The 24,503-nt window shown below is 67.3% G+C and carries 24 protein-coding genes and 1 tRNA gene; 13 read left to right on the top strand and 12 right to left on the bottom strand.

All coding sequences use genetic code 11. From position 1 onward, the window contains the following. The first annotated feature begins 35 nt into the window (after positions 1-35). On the top strand, positions 36-863 hold the full coding sequence (locus EXE63_RS26500) for an oxygenase MpaB family protein (RefSeq protein WP_168144395.1): 828 nt from the start codon (positions 36-38) through the stop codon (positions 861-863). Positions 864-892: 29 nt separating this feature from the next. Then, positions 893-1,519 carry an SOUL family heme-binding protein gene (locus EXE63_RS26495; protein WP_168144394.1) on the top strand — a complete coding sequence of 209 codons (627 nt, stop codon included), beginning with the start codon at positions 893-895 and terminating at the stop codon, positions 1,517-1,519. 23 nt (positions 1,520-1,542) lie between these two features. Here EXE63_RS26495 and EXE63_RS26490 read toward each other — a convergent pair whose 3' ends face one another. After that, entirely contained in the window at positions 1,543-1,821 is a 279-nt protein-coding gene (locus EXE63_RS26490; protein ID WP_168144393.1) for a hypothetical protein, read from the bottom strand. Between the two features lie 577 nt (positions 1,822-2,398). Between EXE63_RS26490 and EXE63_RS26485 the strand changes: the two genes are divergently transcribed. Then, complete coding sequence (locus EXE63_RS26485) at positions 2,399-2,647, top strand: hypothetical protein (protein WP_168144392.1); 249 nt, start codon at positions 2,399-2,401, stop codon at positions 2,645-2,647. A 201-nt stretch (positions 2,648-2,848) separates the two neighbouring features. On the opposite strand, the gene EXE63_RS26480 is transcribed toward EXE63_RS26485, so the two are convergent. The 5 genes from EXE63_RS26480 to EXE63_RS26460 form a co-directional block, all read right to left on the bottom strand. Beyond that, positions 2,849-3,547, bottom strand: coding sequence for an SDR family NAD(P)-dependent oxidoreductase (locus tag EXE63_RS26480; RefSeq protein WP_168144391.1), 699 nt, complete (start codon positions 3,545-3,547; stop codon positions 2,849-2,851). 101 nt (positions 3,548-3,648) lie between these two features. Further along, positions 3,649-3,723, bottom strand: a tRNA-Val gene (locus EXE63_RS26475). A gap of 44 nt (positions 3,724-3,767) precedes the next feature. Further along, positions 3,768-4,229 (bottom strand): peroxiredoxin, encoded by a 462-nt coding sequence (locus EXE63_RS26470; protein ID WP_168144390.1) that lies wholly within the window; start codon positions 4,227-4,229, stop codon positions 3,768-3,770. Between the two features lie 2 nt (positions 4,230-4,231). Then, complete coding sequence (locus tag EXE63_RS26465) at positions 4,232-4,666, bottom strand: DUF3052 domain-containing protein (RefSeq protein WP_168144389.1); 435 nt, start codon at positions 4,664-4,666, stop codon at positions 4,232-4,234. A 110-nt stretch (positions 4,667-4,776) separates the two neighbouring features. Beyond that, on the bottom strand, positions 4,777-5,358 hold the full coding sequence (locus tag EXE63_RS26460; RefSeq protein WP_168144388.1) for an Rv2240c family protein: 582 nt from the start codon (positions 5,356-5,358) through the stop codon (positions 4,777-4,779). Between the two features lie 152 nt (positions 5,359-5,510). On the opposite strand from EXE63_RS26460, the gene aceE reads away from it, so the two are divergent. The 7 genes from aceE (at position 5,511) to EXE63_RS26425 (ending at position 15,113) form a co-directional block, all read left to right on the top strand. Continuing rightward, a complete protein-coding gene (gene aceE, locus EXE63_RS26455) occupies positions 5,511-8,300 on the top strand; it encodes a pyruvate dehydrogenase (acetyl-transferring), homodimeric type (protein WP_168144387.1) in 2,790 nt (929 codons plus the stop codon). Positions 8,301-8,379: 79 nt separating this feature from the next. After that, the gene (locus EXE63_RS26450) at positions 8,380-9,666 is read left to right on the top strand and encodes a PucR family transcriptional regulator (RefSeq protein WP_168144386.1); all 1,287 of its coding nucleotides are present in this window, start codon (positions 8,380-8,382) and stop codon (positions 9,664-9,666) included. A gap of 145 nt (positions 9,667-9,811) precedes the next feature. Continuing rightward, complete coding sequence (locus EXE63_RS26445; protein ID WP_168145791.1) at positions 9,812-10,720, top strand: ACP S-malonyltransferase; 909 nt, start codon at positions 9,812-9,814, stop codon at positions 10,718-10,720. Between the two features lie 69 nt (positions 10,721-10,789). Further along, the gene (gene acpM / locus EXE63_RS26440) at positions 10,790-11,083 is read left to right on the top strand and encodes a meromycolate extension acyl carrier protein AcpM (RefSeq protein WP_057169783.1); all 294 of its coding nucleotides are present in this window, start codon (positions 10,790-10,792) and stop codon (positions 11,081-11,083) included. Next, a complete protein-coding gene (gene kasA / locus EXE63_RS26435) occupies positions 11,080-12,330 on the top strand; it encodes a 3-oxoacyl-ACP synthase KasA (RefSeq protein ID WP_168144385.1) in 1,251 nt (416 codons plus the stop codon). Before acpM ends, kasA begins: the two co-directional genes overlap by 4 nt. Positions 12,331-12,441: 111 nt before the next feature. Then, positions 12,442-13,638: a 3-oxoacyl-ACP synthase KasB gene (gene kasB / locus EXE63_RS26430; RefSeq protein WP_436277725.1), complete on the top strand. Its 1,197-nt coding sequence runs from the start codon at positions 12,442-12,444 to the stop codon at positions 13,636-13,638. A 53-nt stretch (positions 13,639-13,691) separates the two neighbouring features. After that, a complete protein-coding gene (locus EXE63_RS26425; protein ID WP_168144383.1) occupies positions 13,692-15,113 on the top strand; it encodes an acyl-CoA carboxylase subunit beta in 1,422 nt (473 codons plus the stop codon). A 74-nt stretch (positions 15,114-15,187) separates the two neighbouring features. Here the strand turns inward: EXE63_RS26425 and EXE63_RS26420 are convergent, their stop codons facing one another. Both EXE63_RS26420 and EXE63_RS26415 read right to left on the bottom strand, forming a co-directional pair. After that, the gene (locus tag EXE63_RS26420; RefSeq protein ID WP_168144382.1) at positions 15,188-16,723 is read right to left on the bottom strand and encodes a glycerol-3-phosphate dehydrogenase/oxidase; all 1,536 of its coding nucleotides are present in this window, start codon (positions 16,721-16,723) and stop codon (positions 15,188-15,190) included. After that, on the bottom strand, positions 16,720-17,319 hold the full coding sequence (locus EXE63_RS26415; protein ID WP_210000902.1) for a TetR/AcrR family transcriptional regulator: 600 nt from the start codon (positions 17,317-17,319) through the stop codon (positions 16,720-16,722). Before EXE63_RS26415 ends, EXE63_RS26420 begins: the two co-directional genes overlap by 4 nt. Positions 17,320-17,369: 50 nt before the next feature. Here EXE63_RS26415 and EXE63_RS26410 point away from each other — a divergent pair, with 50 nt between their 5' ends. From EXE63_RS26410 to EXE63_RS26400, 3 genes are read left to right on the top strand one after another with little or no spacing between them, the layout of a single operon-like run. Next, positions 17,370-18,938: an FAD-binding oxidoreductase gene (locus EXE63_RS26410; protein WP_168145790.1), complete on the top strand. Its 1,569-nt coding sequence runs from the start codon at positions 17,370-17,372 to the stop codon at positions 18,936-18,938. Beyond that, entirely contained in the window at positions 18,938-19,840 is a 903-nt protein-coding gene (locus EXE63_RS26405; protein ID WP_168145789.1) for a diacylglycerol kinase, read from the top strand. Before EXE63_RS26410 ends, EXE63_RS26405 begins: the two co-directional genes overlap by 1 nt. Before the next feature lie 9 nt (positions 19,841-19,849). Next, positions 19,850-20,137 carry a DUF1905 domain-containing protein gene (locus tag EXE63_RS26400; RefSeq protein WP_168144380.1) on the top strand — a complete coding sequence of 96 codons (288 nt, stop codon included), beginning with the start codon at positions 19,850-19,852 and terminating at the stop codon, positions 20,135-20,137. Here EXE63_RS26400 and EXE63_RS26395 read toward each other — a convergent pair. The 4 genes from EXE63_RS26395 to EXE63_RS26380 all read right to left on the bottom strand — a co-directional run bounded on the left by EXE63_RS26395 (position 20,134) and on the right by EXE63_RS26380 (position 24,401). Beyond that, complete coding sequence (locus EXE63_RS26395) at positions 20,134-20,646, bottom strand: DUF3145 domain-containing protein (protein ID WP_168144379.1); 513 nt, start codon at positions 20,644-20,646, stop codon at positions 20,134-20,136. The two genes, EXE63_RS26400 and EXE63_RS26395, sit on opposite strands and share 4 nt — an antisense overlap. A gap of 110 nt (positions 20,647-20,756) precedes the next feature. After that, complete coding sequence (locus tag EXE63_RS26390; protein WP_168144378.1) at positions 20,757-21,611, bottom strand: serine hydrolase domain-containing protein; 855 nt, start codon at positions 21,609-21,611, stop codon at positions 20,757-20,759. 10 nt (positions 21,612-21,621) lie between these two features. After that, positions 21,622-22,695 carry a class I SAM-dependent methyltransferase gene (locus EXE63_RS26385; RefSeq protein WP_168144377.1) on the bottom strand — a complete coding sequence of 358 codons (1,074 nt, stop codon included), beginning with the start codon at positions 22,693-22,695 and terminating at the stop codon, positions 21,622-21,624. An 86-nt stretch (positions 22,696-22,781) separates the two neighbouring features. Continuing rightward, the gene (locus EXE63_RS26380) at positions 22,782-24,401 is read right to left on the bottom strand and encodes a helix-turn-helix domain-containing protein (RefSeq protein ID WP_168144376.1); all 1,620 of its coding nucleotides are present in this window, start codon (positions 24,399-24,401) and stop codon (positions 22,782-22,784) included. Positions 24,402-24,503: the final 102 nt, after the last annotated feature.

Below are 24,503 nucleotides of genomic sequence, written 5' to 3'. Positions count from 1 at the left end.
TCGGCAGCGTCTCACAAGGTGGTGTACTCGGTTGCATGAGGCTCGGTCCCCCACGGAATCCGAGGCGTGTCGCCGATCTGATCAATCCGGCCGCGGCGCTGGCACCTGCCGCGAACGTCATTATGCAGCTGGCGTCCCCCGGCGTCGGGTACGGCGTCCTGGAGAGCCCGGTGGACCGCGGCAACGTCTATCAGCATCCGTTCAAACGGGCCCGCACCACCGGCACCTATCTGGCGGCGGCCACCGTGGGAACCGAGGGCGACAGAGCACTGATCCGCGGGGCCGTCGACACCGCGCACCGCCAGATCCGGTCCCGTGCGGACAGCCCCGTGCGCTACCACGCATTCGATCCCGCGCTGCAACTGTGGGTGGCGGCCTGCCTGTACCGCTACTACCTCGATCAGCACGAGTTCCTCTACGGCCCACTCGATGACGAGTCCGCCGATGCGGTGTACCGGGACGCCGCACGACTAGGCACCACGCTGCAGGTACGCGAGGACATGTGGCCGGCGGATCGGGTCGCGTTCGAGGAGTACTGGAAACGATCACTGGACGATCTGCGGATCGACGAGCCCGTGCGCAGGCATCTCTACGGAGTGGCGGCGCTGGTGTTCCTGCCGACCCCGCTGCGCCAGGTGGCCGGCCCGCTGAACCTGTTCGCGACGACCGGATTCCTGCCCGCCGAGTTCCGCACCCTGATGCGGTTGCGCTGGACCGGCCGCCAGCAACGGGCGTTCGACGCCCTGCTCGTCGCGTTGCGGATCGCCGACCGCGTCGTCCCGCGCGATCTGTGGTTGTTCGGCTACCAGCTCTATCTCTGGGATATGCGATCGCGTGCGCGACGCGGCAAACCGGTGGTGTGAGGGACGCGCGAGCGGGTACTTGCTAGGTCATGCTGACGAAGATCGCAGGTGCTGCCACCCAGTTCGTCCAGGGAGTCGGGGGTGTCTTCGGTATCCGTGCGGGTACCGAAGAACCGCTCTACGTTCACGAGGACAACCTCGGTGAGATCGAGATCCGTCGGTATGGTCCGCGCGTTGCGGCACAGACGAGCGTGCACGGCGACGGTCAGGATGCGCGCAGCGAGGGCTTCCGGCGGCTGGCCGGCTACATCTTCGGCGGCAATCACCGCAAGACGACGATCGCGATGACGGCCCCGGTGGCGCAGCACGGCGAGAAGATCGCCATGACGGCTCCGGTCGCACAGACCCAAACCGGGGGCACCGGCGATTCGGTGATCCGGTTCTACATGCCCTCGAAGTGGTCGATGGAGACGCTGCCCGAACCCGACGACAGTTCAGTGACGGTGGTGGAGGTGCCATCCGAACGCTTCGCCGTGCTGCGCTTCAGCGGTGACCGCAGTTCGACGGCCATCACGGCCAAATCGGCCGAGCTCCTGACGGCCCTGCACGGCACCGACTTCAAGACCGACGGGCAGCCGGTGGCATGGTTTTACGACCCGCCATGGACGCTGCCCTTCCGGCGCCGCAATGAGGTCGCGGTGCCGCTCACGGGGTGAGCGGCACCGCGACCCGGTAGCGATCAGTACTGGTACTCGGCGGGGCAGGACAGGTCCACGTAGACCGTCGCACCCGGAACGCTCGCGTCGGACGCTCCGCGCACGGAGTCGACCGAGCAATTGGACAACGGCCCGTTGCGGGTGCCGTTCAGCTGCACGTTGTAGCCCTGAGTGCGCAGGTCATAGATAGTTTTCTCGACCGACGACGCTCCAGCCGGGGCCGCCGACGCGGTGGCCGCCAACCCGAATGAGCCGCCCGCCAATGCCATGAAGGCTGCCGAGGCCAGGAGGATTTTCTGCATTTTCGTGTTCCTTTCCGGCACAGTTCAACCACCCGGCGGCGCGCAAGGGACACCCGGGGCGTGACTCTGTGATTTCTGAAGTTGTGACTTGTGGTTTCTAGGAGTTATCTATCGGCATATCAGTAGGTTTCAGGCACGTGACCCGCCTTCCGCTGAACCAGACGTGTGCTGTCTCTCAACGTATGAGCCCGCGTCATCACTGGCACGGCACTCACACCAATCACCAACACTTCTCGGCCGGTGGACATTCCACATCTATGGTCGAATTTCACCAAGGTGGTTGTCCAGGTGGGAATCCCGCGTGTCATCCGGGGGTTATCCCCAGGACCGGCGGAGTCCAGGCCCAGGTGTGGCCCCGGGGAGGCCCGTTTTGTACGTCGACAACAAATGTCACGGATTCGATATACGGCCACTTACTCAACCTCTGGCCGCGCCAATCCATACGCGCGGAGCACAGGATAGGGAATGTACCGATGCAGGTGCTGCGTTACAGTTTGTGACATCGGATCGCCGGTTTTCCCAGACCATCGCGCCGACCCACGTTTCACCACATTGACCACACGTAAAGGACATGAAGATGGCAACAAATCGTCTGGCTCGTCGTCGGATTTCGGCAGCGGTTGGCGGTGGCGCCATCATCGCGATGATCGGCTTCACCGCAGCGTGCAGCAGTGACAGCGACACGCCCGAAGAGACGCCCACCACCACCACGACCACCACGGAGGTCTCACTGACCCCCACCGAGAAGTCGCTCAACCCCGGCGGTGGCGTATTCACTCCCCCGGTGACGGCGCCGCAGCAGACCGTCGAAGGTCCGAACGACTGACCGATTTCCATTAAGTACGGGCGGGTCCGAATATCATTCGGGCCCGCCCTGCTTTTTCTGTCCGACCCGTGCGGTGTCAATAGTGCGCGCGGGCGGGTTCACATCCATTGTGTCGGCCGCCACTAAGAGCACGTCCTTCGGCCCGCCGTGCCGCCCTGGTCCTGTCCTGTCTCATCGCGATGTGCACGATCCACACGCAGTTCAGGCGGTAAACCGATCACCAATTGACCACCTCGCCCTGCCAATTGAAGAACTGGCCGGTGGCGGGCCCGGCGGCCAGCGCAATGGCCACGATGCCGGCCGCACCCTCGGCGGGATCGCCGGCAGTACCGAGATCTTCTCGTGGGCAAGCTCTTTGGCGTAGAGAACGGTCAGCATGTCCAGGCCGCTCTTGGAGGCCTGATACGCGGCCGCGGCGACGGAACTGTGCGCCCAGTCCGGATCGTTGACCAGGCGGGTCGATCCCAGTTCGCTCGGCACATTCAGAACCCTGGGGCTTCCGGATTTCCGCGGCAGGGGCAGGAACGCATTGGTGACGGCGACGATCCCGGCGGCATTGGTGTCGAATGTCTGTAGCAGCGACGCCCGGCTGACCTTTGAGGCCGGCAGTCCGTCACCGACGATGGCGGCGTTGTTGATCAGGATGTCCAGCCGGCCGTAGGTCGCGGCTACGTGTTCGACTGCGCCCCCGATCGTCCGGTCGTCGGTGACATCGACGGTGAGGTGATCCACGTCGAGCCCGTCCGCGCTCAGTTGGCCGGCAGCGTGTGAACCGCGCGCCGTATCGCGGGATCCCAGCAGCACGCGGACCCCGGTGCGGGCGAGTTGTTGCGTCAGGTGGAATCCGATACCGGTGTTGGCTCCGGTTACCAGCGCGATGAGGGTGTCATTGTTGGCCATGCATCGAGTACGGCGCAGTTCATTGGGCGCAGGCAGGGATCGGTTGTACCCCCGTGGCCGGGAATACCCCGGCCCCGGCATCCTTGGAACTGCAGTAACACTGGTGGGCGCGGACGGTATCGAACCGCCGACCGCTGGTGTGTAAAACCAGAGCTCTACCACTGAGCTACGCGCCCCGTCGCAGGCAACTTACACGTCGCGCCCGCGTGCGGTGAAATCCTCAGCCGCCCCGCAAGGCCGCCAGCGCCTGTCGCCAGACCAACTGGTCGCGAAGCTCGCCGGGCTGCATCATCTCCGCGAAACGGATGATGCCGTCGCGGTCGACGGCGAACGTGCCCCGATTGGGGTAGCCGGCGTCGGCGTTGAAGACACCGTAGGACTGCGTCACCGCACCGTGTGGCCAGAAATCGGACAGCACCGGGAAGTCGAAGCCGTTGTCGGTGGCCCAGACCTTGTGGGTGGGTGGCGGTCCGACGGAAATGGTGAGCACCGCGGTGTCGTCGTTCTGGTACTCGGGCAGCTGGTCGCGGATCTCCCCGAGTTCGCCCTGACACACCCCGGTGAACGCCAGCGGGAAGAACACCAGCAGCACGTTCTTGCCACGCATCGTCGAGAGCGTGACGGCGCGGCCGTGCTGGTCCTTGAGCGTGAAGTCCGGCGCGCTGTCGCCGACAGCGAGCATGCCTACCGGCTTTTCGCGACGGCCTTGGACTTCGGCTGCACCAACCGGCTGGCGCTCCAGTCGCCCAGATTCGCCGACGAGGTCTGCATGAGCCCCGCGGTGGGCGCGGACTCGGCGATCTCGGCCGGCTGCACGTGGCCGGGCTTGCCGGTCTTCGGCGTCACCACCCAGATCACGCCGTCATCGGCGAGCGGGGTGATGGCGTCCATCAGCCGGTCCACCAGGTCACCATCGTCATCGCGCCACCACAGCAGCACCACGTCGACAACCTCGTCGGAGTCCTCGTCCAGCATTTCACCGCCGCACGCATCCTCGACGTCAAACCGGATATCGTCGTCGGTGTCCTCGTCCCAGCCCAACTCCTGGACGACCTGACCCTTCTCGATACCCAACTTCTGGGCGTAATTCGGGTCGGAATCCTTCCCCGCCGCGACCACCTTCTGTCCTCCCTCATCCTGCTTCGTATGCGCCTCCGAACTTCTGGAGCCTTATCGTCGCACGTCGTGTTGTGGTAGCCGCCCCCTGGCGGCAAGTTTGACCCAGTTCGTCAGTAAGCCGCGTCGCAGAGGTCCAGCGCCACCGTCCGGGAATCGTTCAATTCGTTGATGGCGTCATTGAAGGGACTCGGCCCGATATCTGTCGCGATCGCCGAGGCCACCGCCCGCGCGGCGTCGACCCAGCGGGTGAGCGCACCCCTCAACTCGGGCCCCAGCGGATCGGACAGACTGCCCGCGACCAGGTCCGCGCTGCCGTTCAGCGCGTCGATCGCCGGCCCCGCGGTGGCCGCCGCGTCGGCGTTCTGGTTGTACGCGTCGACATAGGCGTTGACCGAACTGATGGCGTCCGCGCTGCTGTTGCTGATCGCCTCGCACGAGGAGTGCACCGCGCTCTTGGTGATCGACACCTGGCGCTCGGACTCCTTGGCGCTCGAACTTGCCGCCGACTCGGCAGCAGATGCCGACACCGAGGCCTGATAGATCGGCGCGTCGGCCGTGTTCACCGTTGCGGTACCGCTGGTGACACTTGAGCATCCCACCACGATCATGGCCAGGCCGGCGGGCACGCCCAGTGCCAGCGCGGCGATGCGCGTCCGCCTCGGTGCCGCGGACCTCCGCCAACTGTTCAGCATCGTCGCCAAACTTACCGGTTCGCCGCCGTGATGGGCAGATCATTGCAGTAGGCAACCCCGCCCGGTGATCTGCGGCAGGATAGGGGGACGATAGAGGGTGCCACAAGCATCAATTATCCGACACCAAGCACCTTTCAACCGAGGAGCCGTAGTTGACCACCGAGTTCGCGCGCCAAGACCTGGCCCAAAACTCTGGCACCACAGGCGAACCCGACCGGGTTCGCGTGATCAGGGAGGGCGTTGCCTCCTATCTGCCCGATATCGATTCCGAGGAGACCGCGGAGTGGATGGAGTCGTTCGACCAGTTGGTTGAACGGTCCGGTCCCGCTCGGGCGCGCTACCTGATGTTGCGTCTGCTGGAACGCGCCGGCGAGCAGCGTGTCGCCATTCCCGCCTTGACCTCCACCGACTACGTCAACAGCATCCCCACCGAACTGGAGCCCTGGTTTCCCGGTGACGAGGATGTCGAACGACGCTACCGGGCCTGGATCCGCTGGAACGCCGCCATCATGGTGCACCGCGCGCAGCGCCCGGGAGTCGGTGTGGGCGGCCACATTTCGACGTACGCATCGTCGGCGTCGCTGTACGAGGTGGGGTTCAACCACTTCTTCCGCGGCAAGTCCCACCCCGGTGGTGGCGATCAGATCTTCATCCAGGGCCACGCCTCCCCCGGCGTCTACGCACGCGCCTTCCTGGAAGGCCGGCTGTCGACCGACCAACTGGACGGTTTCCGCCAGGAGCACTCCCATGCCGGCGGCGGACTGCCGTCCTATCCGCACCCGCGGCTGATGCCCGACTTCTGGGAATTCCCCACCGTGTCGATGGGCCTGGGCCCGATGAACGCGATCTATCAGGCGCGCTACAACCATTACCTCAACGACCGCGGCATCAAGGACACCTCCGATCAGCACGTGTGGGCGTTCCTCGGCGACGGTGAGATGGACGAACCCGAAAGCCGCGGCCTGATCCAGGTGGCCGCCAACGAGGCGCTGGACAACCTGACCTTCGTGGTCAACTGCAACCTGCAGCGCCTGGACGGCCCGGTCCGCGGCAACGGCAAGATCATCCAGGAACTGGAATCGTTCTTCCGCGGTGCCGGCTGGAACGTCATCAAGGTGGTGTGGGGCCGCGAATGGGATGCCCTGTTGCATGCCGACCGCGACGGCGCGCTGGTCAACCTGATGAACACCACGCCCGACGGCGACTACCAGACCTACAAGGCCAACGACGGCGCCTACGTCCGCGATCACTTCTTCGGTCGGGACCCGCGCACCAAGGCACTGGTGGATCCGATGACCGACAAGGAGATCTGGAACCTCAAGCGCGGCGGCCACGACTACCGCAAGGTGTACGCGGCCTACCGGGCGGCGATGGAGCACAAGGGCCAGCCCACGATCATCCTGGCCAAGACCATCAAGGGCTACACGCTGGGCCAGCACTTCGAGGGCCGCAACGCCACGCACCAGATGAAAAAGCTTGCCCTGGAAGACCTCAAGGCGTTCCGCGATGTCACCCGGGTACCGATCAGCGATGCCGATCTGGAGAAGGATCCCTATCTGCCGCCGTACTACCACCCCGGGCCCAACGCCCCCGAGATCCGCTACCTGCTGGACCGGCGGCGCACCCTGGGTGGGTTCCTGCCCGAGCGCCGCACCAAGTCCAAGGCGCTCAAGCTCCCGCCCGGCGACACCTACAAGGCCTTGAAGAAGGGTTCGGGCAAGCAACCGGTGGCCACCACCATGGCGACCGTGCGTACGTTCAAGGAACTGTTGCGCGACAAGAACATCGGGCCGCGCATCGTGCCGATCATCCCGGACGAGGCCCGCACGTTCGGGATGGACTCGTGGTTCCCGAGCCTGAAGATCTACAACCGCAACGGGCAGCTCTACACCGCGGTGGACTCCGAGCTGATGCTGGCCTACAAGGAATCCGAGATCGGCCAGATCCTGCACGAGGGCATCAACGAGGCCGGCTCGACGGCATCGTTCACCGCGGTGGCCACCTCGTACGCCACGCACAACGAGCCGATGATCCCGATCTACATCTTCTATTCGATGTTCGGGTTCCAGCGCACCGGTGACGGGTTCTGGGCGGCCGCCGATCAGATGGCCCGCGGCTTCGTGCTGGGCGCCACCGCCGGTCGCACCACGCTGACCGGCGAGGGACTGCAGCACGCCGACGGGCACTCGCTGCTGCTCGCCTCGACGAACCCGGCGGCGGTCACCTATGACCCGGCGTTCGCCTACGAGATCGCGCACATCGTCGAGAGTGGCCTCACGCGGATGTACGGGGAGAACCCGGAGAACGTGTTCTTCTACATCACCATCTACAACGAGCCCTACGTGCAGCCCGCCGAGCCGGAGAACTTCGATCCCGAGGGTGTGCTGCGCGGGATGTACCGGTTCCGGGCCGCCCCGGAGAAGCGCAGCAGCACCGCGCAGATCCTGGCGTCCGGGGTGTCGATGCCCGAAGCCATCAAGGCCGCGGACATGCTGGCCGAGAAATGGGATGTCGCCGCCGACGTCTGGTCGGTGACCAGCTGGGGCGAGCTCAACCGCGACGGTGTCGCGGTGGAGAAGCAACGGCTGCGCCACCCCGATCAGCCCGCACCGACGGCGTATGTCACCCAGGTGCTCGCCGATGCCACCGGACCGGTCGTGGCGTTCTCGGACTGGATGCGTGCGGTGCCCGAGCAGATCCGGCCCTGGGTGCCGGGCACCTATGTGACGCTGGGGACCGACGGGTTCGGCTTCTCCGACACCCGGCCGGCGGCACGCCGCTACTTCAACACCGACGCCGAGTCGGTGGTGGTGGCTGTATTGGAGGCGCTGGCCCGCGACGGTGAGATCGATCCGTCGGTGGCCATCGCCGCGGCCAAGGAGTACCAGATCGACGACGTGAAGGCCGCCGGCGTCTCCTACGCCGACACCGGAAGCGCCTAGCGAGTTGTGGAGCGTCAGCCGCCCTCGTGACGGCTGACGCTCCACAAACCTCTACAAAAATCAGGCGTATCTTTTGGGGATGCCCGACAATCGGTTTGCCCCGCCTCCGGCGTCGACGCTGGAAGTGCTGCAGAGCGTCCCCGAGTCGGCGCTGCGCCGCCTCAAGCAGTATTCGGGCCGCCTGGCGACCGAGGCGGTGCACGCCCTGGAGACCCGGCTGCCGTTCTTCGCCGACCTGGAGGCCTCCCAGCGCGCCAGCGTGCAGCTCGTTGTGCAGACCGCGGTGATCAACTTCGTCGAGTGGATGCGCGATCCCAACAGCGATGTCGGCTACACCGCCCAGGCCTTCGAGGTGGTGCCCCAGGACCTGCGCCGCCGCGTCGCGCTGCGCCAGTCGGTGGAGATGGTGCGGGTCACCATGGAGTACTTCGAGGAAGTCGTGCCCCTGCTGGCCCGAAACGAGGAGCAGCTCACGGCACTGACCGCGGGCATCCTGCGCTACAGCCGCGACCTGGCGTTCGCCGCCGCCACCGCCTACGCCGATCAGGCCGAGGCCCGCGGCGCCTGGGACACCCGGATGGAAGCCAACCTGGTCGACGCCGTGGTGCGCGGGGACATGGGACCCGAACTGCAATCCCAGGCGGCCGCCCTGAACTGGGACGCGACCGCACCGGCCACCGTCATCGTCGGGCTGCCGCGCCCGGATCGCCTTGAGCAGACCGGTGACGACGTGCACGCCGCGGCCAGGAAATGCGGCCGGGCAGCCCTGTCGGATGTGCACGGCACCTGGTTGGTCACCATCGTCACCGGTGGACTGTCGCCGACCGAGCGGTTCCTGTCGGAGCTGATGACGGTGTTCGGCGACGGTCCGGTGGTCATCGGGCCGACGGTGCCGACGCTGGGGGCGGCCCATCGCAGCGCCGCCGAGGCCATTGCCGGTATGAACGCCGTCGCAGGCTGGAGCGGCGCACCGCGTCCCGTGTCGTCACGGGAGCTGCTCCCCGAGCGAGCCCTGCTGGGCGACCCCAGCGCTGTGGCCGTGCTGGCGACCGAGGTGATGCGACCGCTCGCCGATGCCGACCCTGCGCTGACCAAGACGCTCGACGCCTACCTCGACTCCGGCGGCGCCATCGAGGCGTGCGCGCGGAAATTGACGGTTCATCCAAACACCGTGCGATATCGCCTCAAGCGAATCACCGATTTCACGGGCCGGGATCCGACGGTCCCCCGCGATGCGTACGTGCTGCGGGTCGCCACCACGGTGGGACGGCTGAAAGGTGACGCAAGCCACTTCAGCTCGCCAAATGGCTATTCCGGCGCGTCAGGTGGACAACAGCTCACCCGGTGGGGCGGATATAACCCGTGAGCCCAGGTTGCGGCCAGGTCTCGGCGCGGTCGCTTCACGTGCGCTTTTGTGGAAACTCCACAAAAGAATAAGACAAGGTTCATAATCTCTTACACCGCACTATGGGCCTCTCACAGTGTTTTCTTAATCCGTGCCCCAAAAGAATGTGCTTGCCCTGCTTGCGCCCGGACAGGGCTCGCAGACCCCCGGCATGCTCACCTCGTGGTTGGAGCTGCCCGGGGCGGTCGACCGGCTGAGCGTGTGGTCGGAGATCAGCGGGCTGGATCTGGCCCGCCTGGGCACCACCGCTACCGCCGAGGAGATCACCGATACCGCGGTGACCCAGCCGCTCGTGGTGGCCGCCACCCTGCTGGCACACGAAGAATTGACCAAGCGCGGCCTGATCAGCGGCAAGTCCGCCGCCGTGGCCGGACATTCGGTCGGCGAGATCGCGGCCTACGCCATCGCCGGGGTCATCTCCGCCGATGACGCGGTGAAGCTGGCCGCCACCCGCGGTGCGGAGATGGCCAAGGCCTGCGCACTGGAGCCGACCGGCATGGCCGCCGTGCTCGGTGGTGACGAGGCCGAGGTGCTGGCCCGCCTGGAGTCCCTCGATCTCATCCCGGCCAACCGCAATGCCGCCGGCCAGATCGTCGCCGCCGGAGCGGTCGCGGCGCTGGAGAAGCTCGCCGAGGATCCGCCGGCCAAGGCCCGGGTCCGCGTGCTGGCCACCGCCGGGGCGTTCCACACCCACTACATGGCCCCCGCCGCCGAGGGCTATGCCGCGGCGGCCGCCACCGTGGCCACCAACGAGCCCACCGCGACACTGCTGTCCAACGCCGACGGCAAGCCCGTCGAATCGGCGGCGGACGCGATGACCAAGCTCGTCGCCCAGATGACCCGGCCGGTGCGCTGGGATCTGTGCAACGAGACGCTGCGCGGCCTGGAGGTGACGGCCATCGTGGAGTTCCCGCCCGCGGGAACCCTGGTCGGCATCGCCAAACGAGAACTGAAGGGCACACCGACACATGCGGTGAAGGCCCCGTCAGACCTGGACGGACTCGCCGAGCTCTGAGTCCGGGTAACACCGATAAAGACGTTCAACCTCACTCCGACAGCCGGAGTGCCGTAACAAGAAGGAGCCATTGTGGCCAACCAAGAAGAAATCATCGCCGGTCTCGCCGAGATCATCGAAGAGGTCACCGGCATCGAGCCGTCCGAGGTCACGATGGAGAAGTCCTTCGTCGACGACCTGGACATCGACTCGCTGTCGATGGTCGAGATCGCGGTGCAGACCGAGGACAAGTACGGCGTGAAGATCCCCGATGAGGATCTGGCCGGCCTGCGCACCGTCGGTGACGTCGTCTCCTACATCCAGAAGCTCGAAGAAGAGAACCCCGAGGCCGCCGCCGCACTGCGCGAGAAGTTCGCACAGTGACACGTCCTTCCACTGCTAATGGCGGTTTCCCCAACGTCGTCGTGACCGCCGTCACGGCGACCACTGCGCTCGCGCCGGACATCGAGAGCACGTGGAAGGGTCTGCTGGCGGGCGAGAGTGGCATTCGCGTCCTCGAAGACGACTTCGTGGGCAAGTGGGATCTGAACGTGAAGATCGGCGGGCACCTCGCGGAGCCCCTCGATCCGCTGATGTCCCGCCTGGAACTGCGACGCATGTCGTACGTCCAGCGCATGTCGAAGTACGTCGGCAATCAACTGTGGGAATCCGCCGGTAAGCCCGAGGTCGATCCCGACCGTTTCTCGGTCGTGATCGGCACCGGCCTCGGTGGCGGCGAGAAGATCGTCGAGATGTATGACGCGATGAACGAGGGCGGGCCCCGCAAGGTGTCCCCGCTCGCCGTTCAGATGGTCATGCCCAACGGTGCCGCCGCCGTCGTCGGTCTCGAACTCGGCGCCCGCGCCGGGGTCATCACCCCGGTGTCGGCGTGTTCGTCCGGTTCGGAGGCCATCGCGCACGCATGGCGTCAGATCGTCATGGGCGATGCCGATATCGCGGTCTGTGGTGGCGTGGAAGGCATGATCGAGGCACTGCCCATCGCGGCGTTCTCGATGATGCGGGCCATGTCGACCAAGAACGACGACCCGGAGGGGGCGTCGCGACCGTTCGACAAGAACCGTGACGGCTTCGTCTTCGGCGAGGCCGGGGCGATGATGATCATCGAGACCGAGGAGCACGCCAAGGCTCGCGGCGCCAAGCCGCTGGCCCGTCTCATGGGTGCCGGCATCTCGTCGGACGCCTTCCACATGGTGGCGCCGGCGCCGGACGGTCTTCGGGCCGGCCACGCGATGAAGCGCGCGATGGAGACGGCGGGGCTGTCCCCCTCGGACATCAGCCACGTCAACGCACACGCCACGGCAACCCCCATCGGTGACACCGCAGAGGCCAATGCGCTGCGCGTCGCCGGAGTCGGTCATGCCGCGGTGTACGCGCCCAAGTCGGCGCTGGGCCACTCGATCGGTGCCGTCGGCGCCCTCGAGTCGATCCTGACCGTGCTGGCACTGCGTGACGGTGTCATCCCGCCGACCCTCAACTACGAGACCCCCGATCCTGAGATCGATCTCGATGTTGTTGCGGGCGAGCCTCGTTATGGCGACTACCAGTACGCCATCAACAACTCGTTCGGTTTCGGTGGCCACAATGTGGCATTGGCGTTCGGACGTTACTGAGGATTCAGGGGAGAGTCCTCCAAGCAATGCGGCAGTAAAGAGGTGGGGAACAGCGTGACTGGGCTCTCTACGGGGAACGGTCTTCCCAACGTGGTCGTCACTGGCGTTGCCATGACGACCGCGTTGGCGACCGACGCCGATACGACGTGGAAGAAGCTGCTGGCGGGTGAAAGCGGCATCCGGACACTCGAAGACGATTTCATCGAGATGTACGACCTGCCGGTGCGCATCGGCGGCCATCTGCTCGAGGACTTCGACAGCGAGCTGACCAGGGTCGAACTGCGTCGCCTGTCATACCTGCAGAAGATGTCGACGGTCATCGGCCGTCGGGTATGGGAGAACGCAGGCTCCCCCGAGGTCGATCCCAAGCGGCTGATGGTCTCCATCGGCACCGGCCTGGGATCGGCCGAGGAACTCGTCTTCGCCTACGACGGCATGCGGGCCAAGGGCCTGCGCGCGGTCTCGCCGCTCGTGGTGCAGATGTACATGCCCAACGGCGCGGCCGCTGCCGTCGGCCTGGAGCGCAAGGCCAAAGCCGGTGTCACCACCGTGATCTCGGCGTGCGCGTCGGGTTCGGAAGGTATCGCCAACGCCTGGCGCAACATCGTGTTCGGCGAGGCCGATATCGCCATCTGCGGCGGCGTCGAGACGAAGATCGAAGCGGTGCCGATCGCGGGCTTCGCCCAGATGCGCATCGTGCTCTCCAACACCAACGACGACCCGGCCGGTGCCTGCCGGCCGTTCGACCGGGACCGCAACGGTTTCGTGTTCGGCGAGGGCGGCGCCATGATGGTCATCGAGACCGAGGAGCACGCCAAGGCCCGCGGCGCCAACATCCTGGCCCGCATCATGGGTGCCAGCGTCACCTCGGACGGCTTCCACATCGTGGCGCCCGATCCCAACGGCGAGCAGGCCGGCCACGCGATGTCGCGGTCCATCCAGCTCGCGGGCCTGCAGCCGAGCGATATCGACCACATCAACGCGCACGCGACGGGCACCAGCGTCGGCGACGTCGCCGAGGGTGTGGCCATCAACAATGCGATGAAGGGCCACAAGCCCGCGGTGTACGCACCGAAATCGGCGCTGGGCCACTCCGTGGGCGCCGTCGGCGCGGTGGAGTCCATTCTCACAGTGTTCGCCTTGCGTGACGGGATCGTCCCCCCAACGCTTAACCTTAAGAATCTGGATCCCGAGATCGACCTGGACGTGGTGGCTGGCGAGCCCCGTACCGGTGACTACAAGTACGCGATCAACAACTCGTTCGGATTCGGTGGGCACAATGTGGCGCTCACCTTCGGAAAGTACTGACAGAAGTACCGAAGGCGCCGGTCACCATTCCGACGCGTAACCAGGAGGACTGGATGACCACGATGGCTCCCGAAGCAGCAGCTGAGTCGCTCGACCCGCGCGACCCACTGCTCCGGCTGAAGACGTTCTTCGACGACGGCAGCGTGACGGTGCTGCACGAGCGTGACAAGTCCGGTGTGCTCGCCGCCTCGGGCACCGTCAACGGGGTGAAGACCGTCGCGTTCTGCACCGACGGCACCGTCATGGGTGGCGCGATGGGCGTCGAGGGTTGCGCGCACATCGTCAACGCCTACGACCTCGCCATCGAGGAGCAGAGCCCGATCGTCGGCATCTGGCATTCCGGGGGCGCGCGCCTGGCCGAGGGTGTCAAGGCCCTGCACGCGGTGGGCCTGGTCTTCGAGGCGATGATCCGTGCCTCCGGGTATGTCCCGCAGATCTCGGTGGTCGTCGGCTTCGCCGCCGGTGGCGCCGCCTACGGTCCGGCGCTGACCGACGTCATCGTGATGGCGCCGGACAGCAAGGTGTTCGTCACCGGACCCGATGTGGTGCGCAGCGTGACCGGCGAGGACGTCGACATGGTGTCCCTCGGCGGCCCGGAAGCCCACCACAAGAAGTCCGGTGTCTGCCATATCGTCGCCGATGATGAGCTCGACGCCTACGAGCGCGGCCGTCGCCTCGTCGGATTCTTCTGCCAGCAGGGCCATTTCGACCGCGCCAAGGCCGAGGCCGGCGATACCGACCTCAAGGCCCTGATGCCCGCCTCCGCGCGGCGCGCCTACGACGTGCACCCGATCGTCGAAGCGTTGCTGGACAAGGATTCCCACTTCGAGGAGTTCCAGTCCCGCTGGGCCCCGTCCATCGTGGTCGGCCTGGGCCGGCTGGCCGGTCGCACCGTCGGCGTCATCGCCAACAACCCGCTGCGCCTGGGCGGCTGCCTGAACTCCGAAAGTGCAGAGAAGTCGGCGCGTTTCGTGCGCCTGTGTGATGCCTTCGGCATCCCGCTCGTCGTCGTCGTGGACGTCCCGGGTTACCTGCCCGGTGTGGACCAGGAGTGGGGCGGCGTCGTGCGCCGCGGCGCCAAGCTGCTGCACGCGTTCGGTGAGGCCACCGTTCCGCGCGTCACGCTGGTCACCCGCAAGATCTACGGCGGCGCCTACATCGCGATGAACTCGCGCTCGCTGGGCGCCACCAAGGTCTTCGCCTGGCCGGACGCCGAGGTCGCCGTAATGGGCGCCAAGGCCGCGGTGGGCATCCTGCACAAGCGCAAGCTGGCCGCCGCCGCCGATCACGAGCGCGACGCCCTGCACGAGGAACTGGCCGCCGAGCACGAGCGGATCGCCGGTGGCGTGGACAGCGCCATCGACATCGGCGTGGTCGACGCCAAGATCGATCCCGCCCACACTCGCAGCGTGATCACCCAGGCCCTGGCCGAGGCGCCCGCACGGCGCGGTCGCCACAAGAACATCCCGCTGTAACCTTTCGACGCCCGAGTGGCCAGTTATCGCACACTTTCATCGAAAAGTCGTGTGATAACTGGCAATTCGGCGTTTCAGACGAACTCGGCGGCCACCGTCTCGGCCCGCTCACGATCGGCGGCCACCAGGCCGATGCGGGTGCGCCGGTCCAGGATGTCCTCGGCGGTCAGCGCGCCCTCGTGGCTCACGGCGTACTCGAACTCGGCACGCAGGACGTCGATTCCCTCGGCGACCCGCTCCGCCGGCCGGTCGCAGGTGGCCCGGGCGATCACATTCGGTGCCTCCGCACCGTAGCGGGCCACCAGCGAGGACGGCATCTCCACCGACTCCCGGAGCGTGGCGACCGGGTTGGCCGGTGCACCGACCAGCGGCAGGTTACGGGTGCGGCACCGCCCGGACGCCAGCCCACGCAGCGCCACCGCCCGGTCCAGCACGTCCTCGGCCATGTAGCGGTATTCGGTGAGCTTGCCGCCGATCACGCTGATCACGCCGTTGGGTGACTCGGTCACCGCGTGTTCCCGGGACACATCGGCGGTGTGCCCGCCGGATTCGATCAGTGGGCGCAGCCCGGCGTAGGACCCGCGCACGTCGGACTGGGTCAGCGCGGTGTCCAGGGCCGTGTTGACGGTGTCGAGCAGGAACGACACCTCGGCCGGAGTGGGTTGCGGCACATCGGGAATGGGTCCGGGCGCATCCTCGTCGGTGAGCCCGAGATAGACCCGGCCCAGCTGCTCGGGCATCGCGAAGACGAACCGGTTCAATTCCCCGGGGATCGGAATCGTCAGGGCCGCAGTGGGATTACCGAATGCGGCGGCGTCGAAGACCAGGTGGGTGCCGCGGCTGGGCCGCAGCCTGATCGACGGGTCCACCTCCCCCGCCCATACACCGGAGGCATTGATCACCGCACGGGCGCGCACGTCCACGGAATCACCGGTGAGCTCGTCGACGAGGTGAACCGAATCGCCCTGTGCGGCCTGCGCGGACACCCGGGTCAGCACGGTGGCTCCGTGCTGCGCGGCGGTGCGGGCCACGGCGGTGACCAGCCGGGCATCGTCGATCAGCTGACCGTCGTAGGCCAGGAAGGCGCCGTCGAGTCCGTCGCGGCGTACCGTCGGCGCCAGTTGCACCGCGCGGGCGGCATCGATCCGGCGCGATCGCGGCAGCGTCGCCACCGAGGTCCCCGCCAGCCTGCGCAGCCCGTCGCCGGCCACGAAGCCGACCCGGACCAGGGCGCGGGAAGCGCGGTTCATACCGGGCAGCAGTGGCACCAGCTGCGGCATGGCCGACACCAGGTGAGGTGCGTTGCGGGTCATCAGGATTCCGCGCTCGATGGCGCTGCGGCGGGCGATGCCGACATTGCCGGTCGCCAGGTAGCGCAGCCCCCCGTGTACGAGTTTGGAACTCCAGCGGCTGGTCCCGAACGCCAGATCGTGTTTCTCGACAAGCACGACACGTAGCCCGCGGGTGGCCGCGTCCAGGGCGATACCGGTGCCGGTGATCCCGCCGCCGATCACCAGGACGTCGACGGGCTTGCCGTCGGCCAGGGCCTCGAGCTCTGCGCCGCGGCGCTCGCGGTTGAGGGCGCTGTCCTTGAGGGGCGCAGGGTTCATGGCTGCAGGTATCCGTTCAGAGCGTGGGCGAGTTCGGCGGCCAGGTCCGCGGAGCCGAGGATGGGCTCGACCATCTGCGCAGACTGCACGGTCGACTGGGTGATGAGCAGGCACATCGCTGCCAGCCGGCGCGGATCGCCGGCGCGCACGCTGCCGTGCTGCTGCGCCAGTGCGATCTGGGCGGCGGTGGCATCGATGAGGATCTGCTGGCTGGTGCCCAGCCGTTCGGCGATGTAGACCATCGCCAGTTCGGGGGCACTGTGCAGCACCGACATCACGATCTCGTCGTGCTGCAGCCGTTCGGCGACCGCGACGATCCGGGCCACCAGCGCCTCCCGGCCGATCTCGCGGTCACCGGCATCGTCGAGCACGCGGGTGACCCGGGACGTGAGCAGCGCGGCCAGGATCGACGGGGTGTCCGGCCAGCGCCGGTACACGGTCGGGCGGCTGACGCCGGCGCGGCGGGCGATTTCGGCGAGCGTGACGCGGTCGATGCCGTAGGCGAGCACGCAGGCGGCGGCGGCGTCGAGGATCCGAGCGGCTACCGAAACGTCGCCCTCATCGGCTTGAGCCTCATCGTTACTGATTGACATGATGTGTAATACTGTAACGCATGACGCACGCCGATGTAGCCCTGCAGCCCCCGATGAAGTGGAATGCCTGGGGCGACCCGCAGGCCGCCAAGCCGCTCTCCGACGGCATCAAGGCACTGCTCAAGCAGGCGCTGGGCATCGAGGGCCCGACAACCCCCGAACTGGCGATCACCGAGGTGCAGGTGCGCCCGTCGGCGCTGACCGACAGCGACCGCGCGGCCCTGGAAGGGGTCGTCGGGGCGCAGTTCTGCCGCACCGACGACACCAGCCGACTGCTGCACGCCGGCGGCAAGTCGACCCTGGACCTGTTGCGCCGCAAGGACACCGGCGTGCAGGATGCCCCGGACGCGGTGCTGCTTCCCGGCGGGGAGGATGACATCGTCGAGCTGCTGCGCATCTGTTCGCAGCGCCGGATCGCGGTCGTCCCGTTCGGCGGCGGCACCACCGTGGTGGGCGGTGTGGATCCCGAGCGCGGCGGATTCGCCTCGGTCATCTCACTGGACCTGCGACGCCTGGACGACCTGCACAGCATCGACGCGGTCTCCGGGGAGGCTGAACTCGGCGCCGGAGCCACCGGCCCCCGGGCCGAGGAACTGTTGGGCGCACACGGCTTTTCACTCGGGCATTTCCCGCAGAGCTTCCAGTTCGCCACCATCGGCGGGTTCGCCGCCACCCGATCCTCGGGCCAGGATTCCGCCGGCTACGGCAGATTCGACGATATGGTCCGCGGGCTGCGCGTGGTGACACCGGCCGGCGTGCTCGACCTGGGCCGCGCCCCGGCCTCGGCCGCCGGCCCCGACCTGCGCCAGCTCATCGTCGGATCCGAGGGCGTGTTCGGCATCATCACCAGCGTGCGGGTCCGGGTGCACCCGGTGTCGGAGTCCACCCGCTACGAGGCCTGGTCCTTTCCCGATTTCGCCACCGGCGCAGACGCGTTGCGCGCCGTCATCCAGACCGGCACCGGCCCCACCGTGATCCGGCTGTCCGACGAGGCCGAAACCGGCGTCAACCTGGCCACCACCGAGAGCATCGGCGAGCAGACCATCACCGGCGGCTGTCTGGCGATCACCGCGTTCGAGGGCACTGCGGCCCACGCCGAGAGCCGCCACGCCGAGACCGCCGCGCTGCTGCGGGCCCACGGCGCCACCTCCCTGGGCGAAGCGCCGGCCAGGGGCTGGGAACACGGCCGGTTCGGCGCTCCGTACCTGCGGGACTCGCTGCTGGCGGCCGGCGCGCTGTGCGAAACCCTGGAGACCGCGACCAACTGGTCCAACGTGCCCGCCCTCAAGGCCGCCGTCACCGCGGCGCTGTCCGAATCGCTGGGACAGGCACTGGTGATGTGCCATATTTCGCATGTGTACCCCACCGGAGCGTCGCTGTACTTCACGGTCGTCGCCGCCCAGCAGGGCGACCCGATCGAGCAGTGGCGCCGCGCCAAGACCGCCGCCTCCGATGCCATGGTGCGCACCGGAGCGACCATCACCCATCATCACGCCGTCGGCGCCGATCACCGGCCGTGGATGCAGGCCGAGATCGGCGAACTCGGAGTGGAGATCCTGCGCTCGGTCAAAGCGGCCCTGGACCCGGCCGGAATCCTCAACCCCGGCAAGCTGATTCCGTGATCAAGCGGGTCACCGTCCTGACCAACCCGGCCTCTGGGCACGGCAGCGCGTCTCATGCCGCGGAGCGCGCCATCACCCAGCTGCACCGGCGCGGTGTGGACGTCGTGGCCATTGCCGGGCGCGACTCCACGCATGCCCGCCAGCTCGTCGAAGGCGCGCTGGAACGCGACATGGACGCGCTCGTCGTCGTCGGCGGTGACGGCATCATCTCGCTGGCGTTGCAGGTGCTCGCCCAGACCGATATCCCGCTGGGCATCGTGCCGGCGGGCACCGGCAACGATCACGCCCGCGAGTTCGGCATCCCGGCAAAGGATCCCGAGGCCGCCGCCGATGTCATCGCCAATGGGAACATCAGCCAGGTCGATCTCGGCCGGATCTCCGGCTCCGACGGCACCGACCGCTGGTTCGGCACCGTGATGGCAGCCGGGTTCGACTCGCTGGTCACCGACCGCACCAACCGGATGACCTGGCCGCACGGCCGGATGCGCTACAACCTCGCCATGGTGGCCGAGATCTCCAAGCTGCGGCTGCTGCCGTTCCGGCTCACGTTCACGGGTTGCCCAGACGGTGACCGAGAACTCGTCACCGAGCTGACCCTCGCCGCGTTCGGCAACACCCGCAGCTACGGCGGCGGGATGAAGATCTGCCCGGGCGCGGACCCACGGGACGGTCTGCTCGACGCGACGATGGTGGCCTCGGCATCCCGGATGAAGCTGATCCGCCTGTTCCCCACCGTGTTCAAGGGCACCCATGTCGATCTCGACGAGGTGCGCACCGCACGCGCGAAGACGATCACGGTCGATTCACCCGGGATCAACGCCTACGCCGACGGTGAATATGTGTGCCCGCTGCCCGTCACCGTGACCGCGGTACCGGGCGCGCTGAAGGTCCTCACGCCTTAGCATCGAGCCGTGGACTGGGAGTTCGACGGTGAAGTGTTCCAGTGGCGCGGACCGGCACCGTACTTCTTCGTCGCCACACCGGCAGAGGTCGACGATTTCCTGCACGCGCATCTGGGCGAGCTGACCTACGGCTGGGGTGTCATCCCGGCACGGGTGCGCATCGGGGCCACCGAGGTGACGACCTCGCTGATCCCGAAAGACGATGTGTACCTGGTGCCGTTGAAGGTGGCGCTACGCCGGCCCGAGGGCATCGATGACGGCGATGTGGTGCGGGTGCGCCTCAGTGTCGGTGGTTAGCCGACACCTCTGTTCAGCCAGCTGACCTCGCCGGTGTCGCCACCGCCGCGGTAGGGCTCCAGCGATTCGTCCCATGCCGTGCCGAGCACCGAGTCCAGATCGGCGGCCAGCGCGTCGGCGCCGGAGGCCATCAGGGAGCGCAGCCGCTGCTCGCCGACCATCACATCGCCGTTGGCGCTCATCGCGCCGCTCCACAGACCGAGTTGCGGGGTGTGGCACCAGCGGTGTCCGTCGACACCCTCACTGGGGTCCTCGGTCACCTCGAAGCGGAGCACCGACCAGGACCGCAGGGCGTTGGCCAACTGGGCCCCGGTACCTACCGGACCCACCCAGTTGGTGACGGCCCGCAGTTGTCCGGGCATGGCTGGTTGGGGCGTCCACTTGAGGTTCGCCCGCGCCGACAGGGTCGACGAAAGAGCCCACTCGACATGTGGGCATACCGCCGCGGGCGAGGCGTGAACGTAGACCACGCCAGTTGTCGCCTCGGCGAACTGGTTCGACGCACGCATACTTCTGCTCCTTCGGCTCCACTAGGGACGTCTTCCCCAACGACCTGGTGTTACCGAACTGTGCAGCTGTTTCGTGCGTGTCTATTGTGCCCCGTGGGACGCGTGTTGCGCTAGTGTGCGCCGAATTCTCTCAGGACTCCATCAGAGATGGCCGGCCACAGCGGATACGTCCACTCCCCGAAGTCCCGGTCGGTCAATACCACAAAGGCCAGGTCAACCGCAGGATCCACCCACAGGAACGTCCCGGACTGGCCGAAATGCCCGTAGGTCCGGGCCGAGTTGGATGTACCGGTCCAGTGCGGCTCTTTCTCAGCCCGGATCTCGAACCCGAGCCCCCAGTCGTTCGGGCGTTGGGATCCGAACCCGGGCAGCACCCCGTTCAGGCCGGCGAACTGCACCGTCGTCGCCTCGGCGTGCAACTCGGGCGTCACCAGCGCCGGCCGCAGCAGATCGGCGGCGAAACGCACCAGATCGTCCACCGAGGACTCGCCGCCGTACCCGGCGGCCGCCGCGCCCCCGGCCAGCGTCGATGCCGTCATCCCCAGCGGTTCGAACACCGCTTCACGCAGGTACTCCCCGAATTCGATCTCGGTGGTGTCCTCCAGCGCCTCGGCGAGCAGGGTGAATCCGTGATTGGAGTAGATGCGCCGCGACCCGGGCGCAGCCAAGAGCTCACCGGACTGCATGGCCACCCCGGAGGCGTGCGCCAGCAGATGGCGCACCGTCGAACCCGGCGGGCCGGCCGGCGTGTCCAGTTCGAAGGCGCCCTCCTCCACCGCGACCTGTGCGGCGCGAGCGACCAGCGGCTTGGTGACCGAGGCAAGCCGGAACCGGTGGGTGGTGTCACCGTGGGTCGCGAGTACGGCAACTCTCCCGTCGCTTCGCTCGCCCCGACCGGCCGGCCCCACCACCGCGGCGGCGACAGTCGGGACCGGCCAGTCATCGAGAAGCTCGAGTGCGCCCACCGGGCAGATGCTACTTATGCGCCACGTAATAGAAGTTGATCGGATCGGACTCGATCTCGCGCACCTGCACATCGGCGAACCCGGCGTCGGCAAGCATGGCGGTGGCGAGCTCGCGCCCCCAGCAGGTGCCGAGTCCGTCGCCGTCCAGCCCCAGCGACACACTCATGCAGTGCATCGTCGAGACCGTGTACAGGTAGGGCGCGAACGGCACCCCGATGTTGTCCTCCACCCGGCTGGACGACTTGATGTCGACCATCAGGAAGGTGCCGCCCGGGCGCAGGGCGCGATGGATGTTCTGCAGGACCCGGCCCGGGTGGGCCTGGTCGTGGATGGCGTCGAACGCCGTGATGACATCGAAGGCCTCCGCGACGTCGTATCCGGCGACGTCGGATGCCTGGAAACGCACGTTGCCCAGCCCGCGCTGTTGCGCTTCGCGCATGCCCACCGACAGCCCCTCCTCGGAGAAGTCGATGCCGACGAACCGGCTGCCCGGGAAGGCAGCGGCCATCACGTTCACGGCGTGGCCACTGCCGCAACCGAAGTCGGCGACATCGGCTCCGTCGCGCAGCCGTTGCGGTAACCCCTCGACCATCGGCAGGATGCCGTCGACCAGCGCGGCGTCGAAGACCTCCCCGCTCTCCTCGGCCATCAAACGGTGGAAGCGGGGATATTCAGCGTAGGACAGTCCGCCGCCGTGGTGGAAGCAGCCGATCACCTGTTGCTCGACCTCGGCGAGCAGTGGGATGAACTGCGCCACCCGGGCCAGGTTGTCCGGACCCGCGGCGTGGGTGAGGGCGGCCGCACGGTGCGGTGGGAGCGAATAGGTCTGGGTGGGCGCGTCATAGTCGACGATCTGGCCGGCCGCCACGCCACCGAGCCACTCGCGCACATACCGTTCGTTGAGTCCGGCCGCGTCGGCGATCTGGGTGCTGGTGGCGGGCGGCAGGCTCGCCAGCGTGTCGAACAGCTTCGTCTGGTGCCCGATGGACAGCAGGAGCGCGATACTCGCCGCGTCGATGGTGCCGACGATGCGTCCGGCGAATTCTTCGGTGGATTCGGTCATGGCCTCGATGGTTTCAGTCATAGCTCGAACGTTAGGCGGACGAGGCGTTCTCATCATCGGGCAGATGATGCGTTTCACCAGGTCAGCGTGTGGTGCGAATGATGTAGTCAGCCCTCCCGAATGACCTTGTTCTGATGAGCCCAGGAAACTGCGGCGGTGCGGGTCGAGACCCCGAGCTTGGTATAGATATTGGCCAGGTGCCTGCCCACGGTCTTGTCCGAGAGGTGCATCTCCTGGGCCACCTGACGATTGGTGGCGCCGCGGGCGATGCCGACCAGCACTTCGAGCTCGCGCCGGGTCAGCCCGCCGGGTGCGGCCGTGCCGCAGATGCCCGCGGGTTCCACGCCGAGTTGCGCATAGATGGCGTCGGCCGTCGCGGCGTCGGCAGCAGCGGCGGCGTTGTCACCGAGCCCGGACCGCGCCAGCGCCATCCACTCGTACACCTCGGCCGTCTCGTAGCGGGACTGCTGGGTTCGGTATTCCCGCAAGGCGATCTGCAGAGACTCCAGTGCGGGTTCGAACTCTCCCCTGCGCACCGCGATGGCGCCGCGGGCATGCGCCGCCCAGGCCCGAAACCCCGGGGTGGAGTAGGCCTTGGCATCGGCTTCCAGTTCGCGACAATAGGTTTCGGCCTCATCGAGCGCGTCCCGGCCCAACGTGATCTCGACTGCGGCGCGCAACAATCGGACTCGGCCCAGCCGATCGCCGCCGGCCAGCGCAAGCCGGATCGACGTCCACCCGGCCGCTGCGTCGCCGCGCCGGCACGCCAGCAATGCCTCCCCGGGTTGTGGATCCAGGCCCATCGACCGAGCTTGAGCGAATGCGCTTGCCGCGCCGTCGAAGTCACCCAACAGTCGGCGCACCTCACCGAGCTGGTAGTACCCCTCGGCTGCGGCCCAGGCGTTGGCCTCTTCGAGCGCCCGACTGGCCAGCACGAGTCTGTCCTCAAGACCGCGGTAGTCGTCGGTGGCCACCTGGACCTGCAGCCGGTGCACATCGCACACCCCGCCATAGGGCACCGAACCCGACAGGCCACACCATTGCTCCATCGACTGCGTCCAGGCCCGCATCCTCGGCAGGTCGGCAAGCTTGTGGCAGTGGTGCAGCACGATGCAGTAGATGTCGCCGGCCCATTCGATCGGAACCTGGTCGGCAACAAGCGGCAGGATCGCCTCGTCGATCAATGCGTAACCATCGGCCGTGCGCGCGTGCAGGATTGCTTCGATGCCACCGGCGATCAGGGCCAGCGCCGAGATCGCCGGCGCGTCCAGCCGCCCGCCCAGTTCACGCAGTGCCCGCACCGAGACCGCCAGGCCGTCGAGGTCCAGGGACACGGCAGCCACCGCGGCGTCAAGATAGGCCAGGTAGCCGTGAGCGGGGCTCTCCTCGGTGTCGGCGAGCAGCCGGCGGGCCCGGTTCATCCAGCCCTGCCCGATGTTCACGTCGCCGCGGATCAGCCAGGCCAGCGCCAGGTCGTTGGCCTTCATCGCGGCGGCGACCGGGTCGGTGCGGGTCAACTCGGCGAACACCCGCTCCGCGGCGCGGCTGGACTCTTTGACATGTCCGAGCCGCCAGGCCGCGAACGCGAACGCCTCGAGGTCGTCGGTGCGCAACGCCGTGTGCCGGCTTGCTGATTCGAACCCCTGATAGCTCTGCTGCCAATCCAGTCGCTGATGCGCCGCACGCGCATCGTGCAGCAGATCCTCGACACTGCGAAAGGCAGTCATTTGTTCTCACGGTAGTACGGCGCGGCCCTGGCATCAGGCAATATGCGGCACCAAAGCCCCGAACTGGACACCTGTCCGGCGGTTGCGGGAGGCGCGTATTAG

The organism is Mycolicibacterium frederiksbergense (assembly GCF_012223425.1).
GTDB lineage: Bacteria > Actinomycetota > Actinomycetes > Mycobacteriales > Mycobacteriaceae > Mycobacterium > Mycobacterium frederiksbergense.
This window is presented reverse-complemented; position numbering and strand designations above follow the sequence as displayed.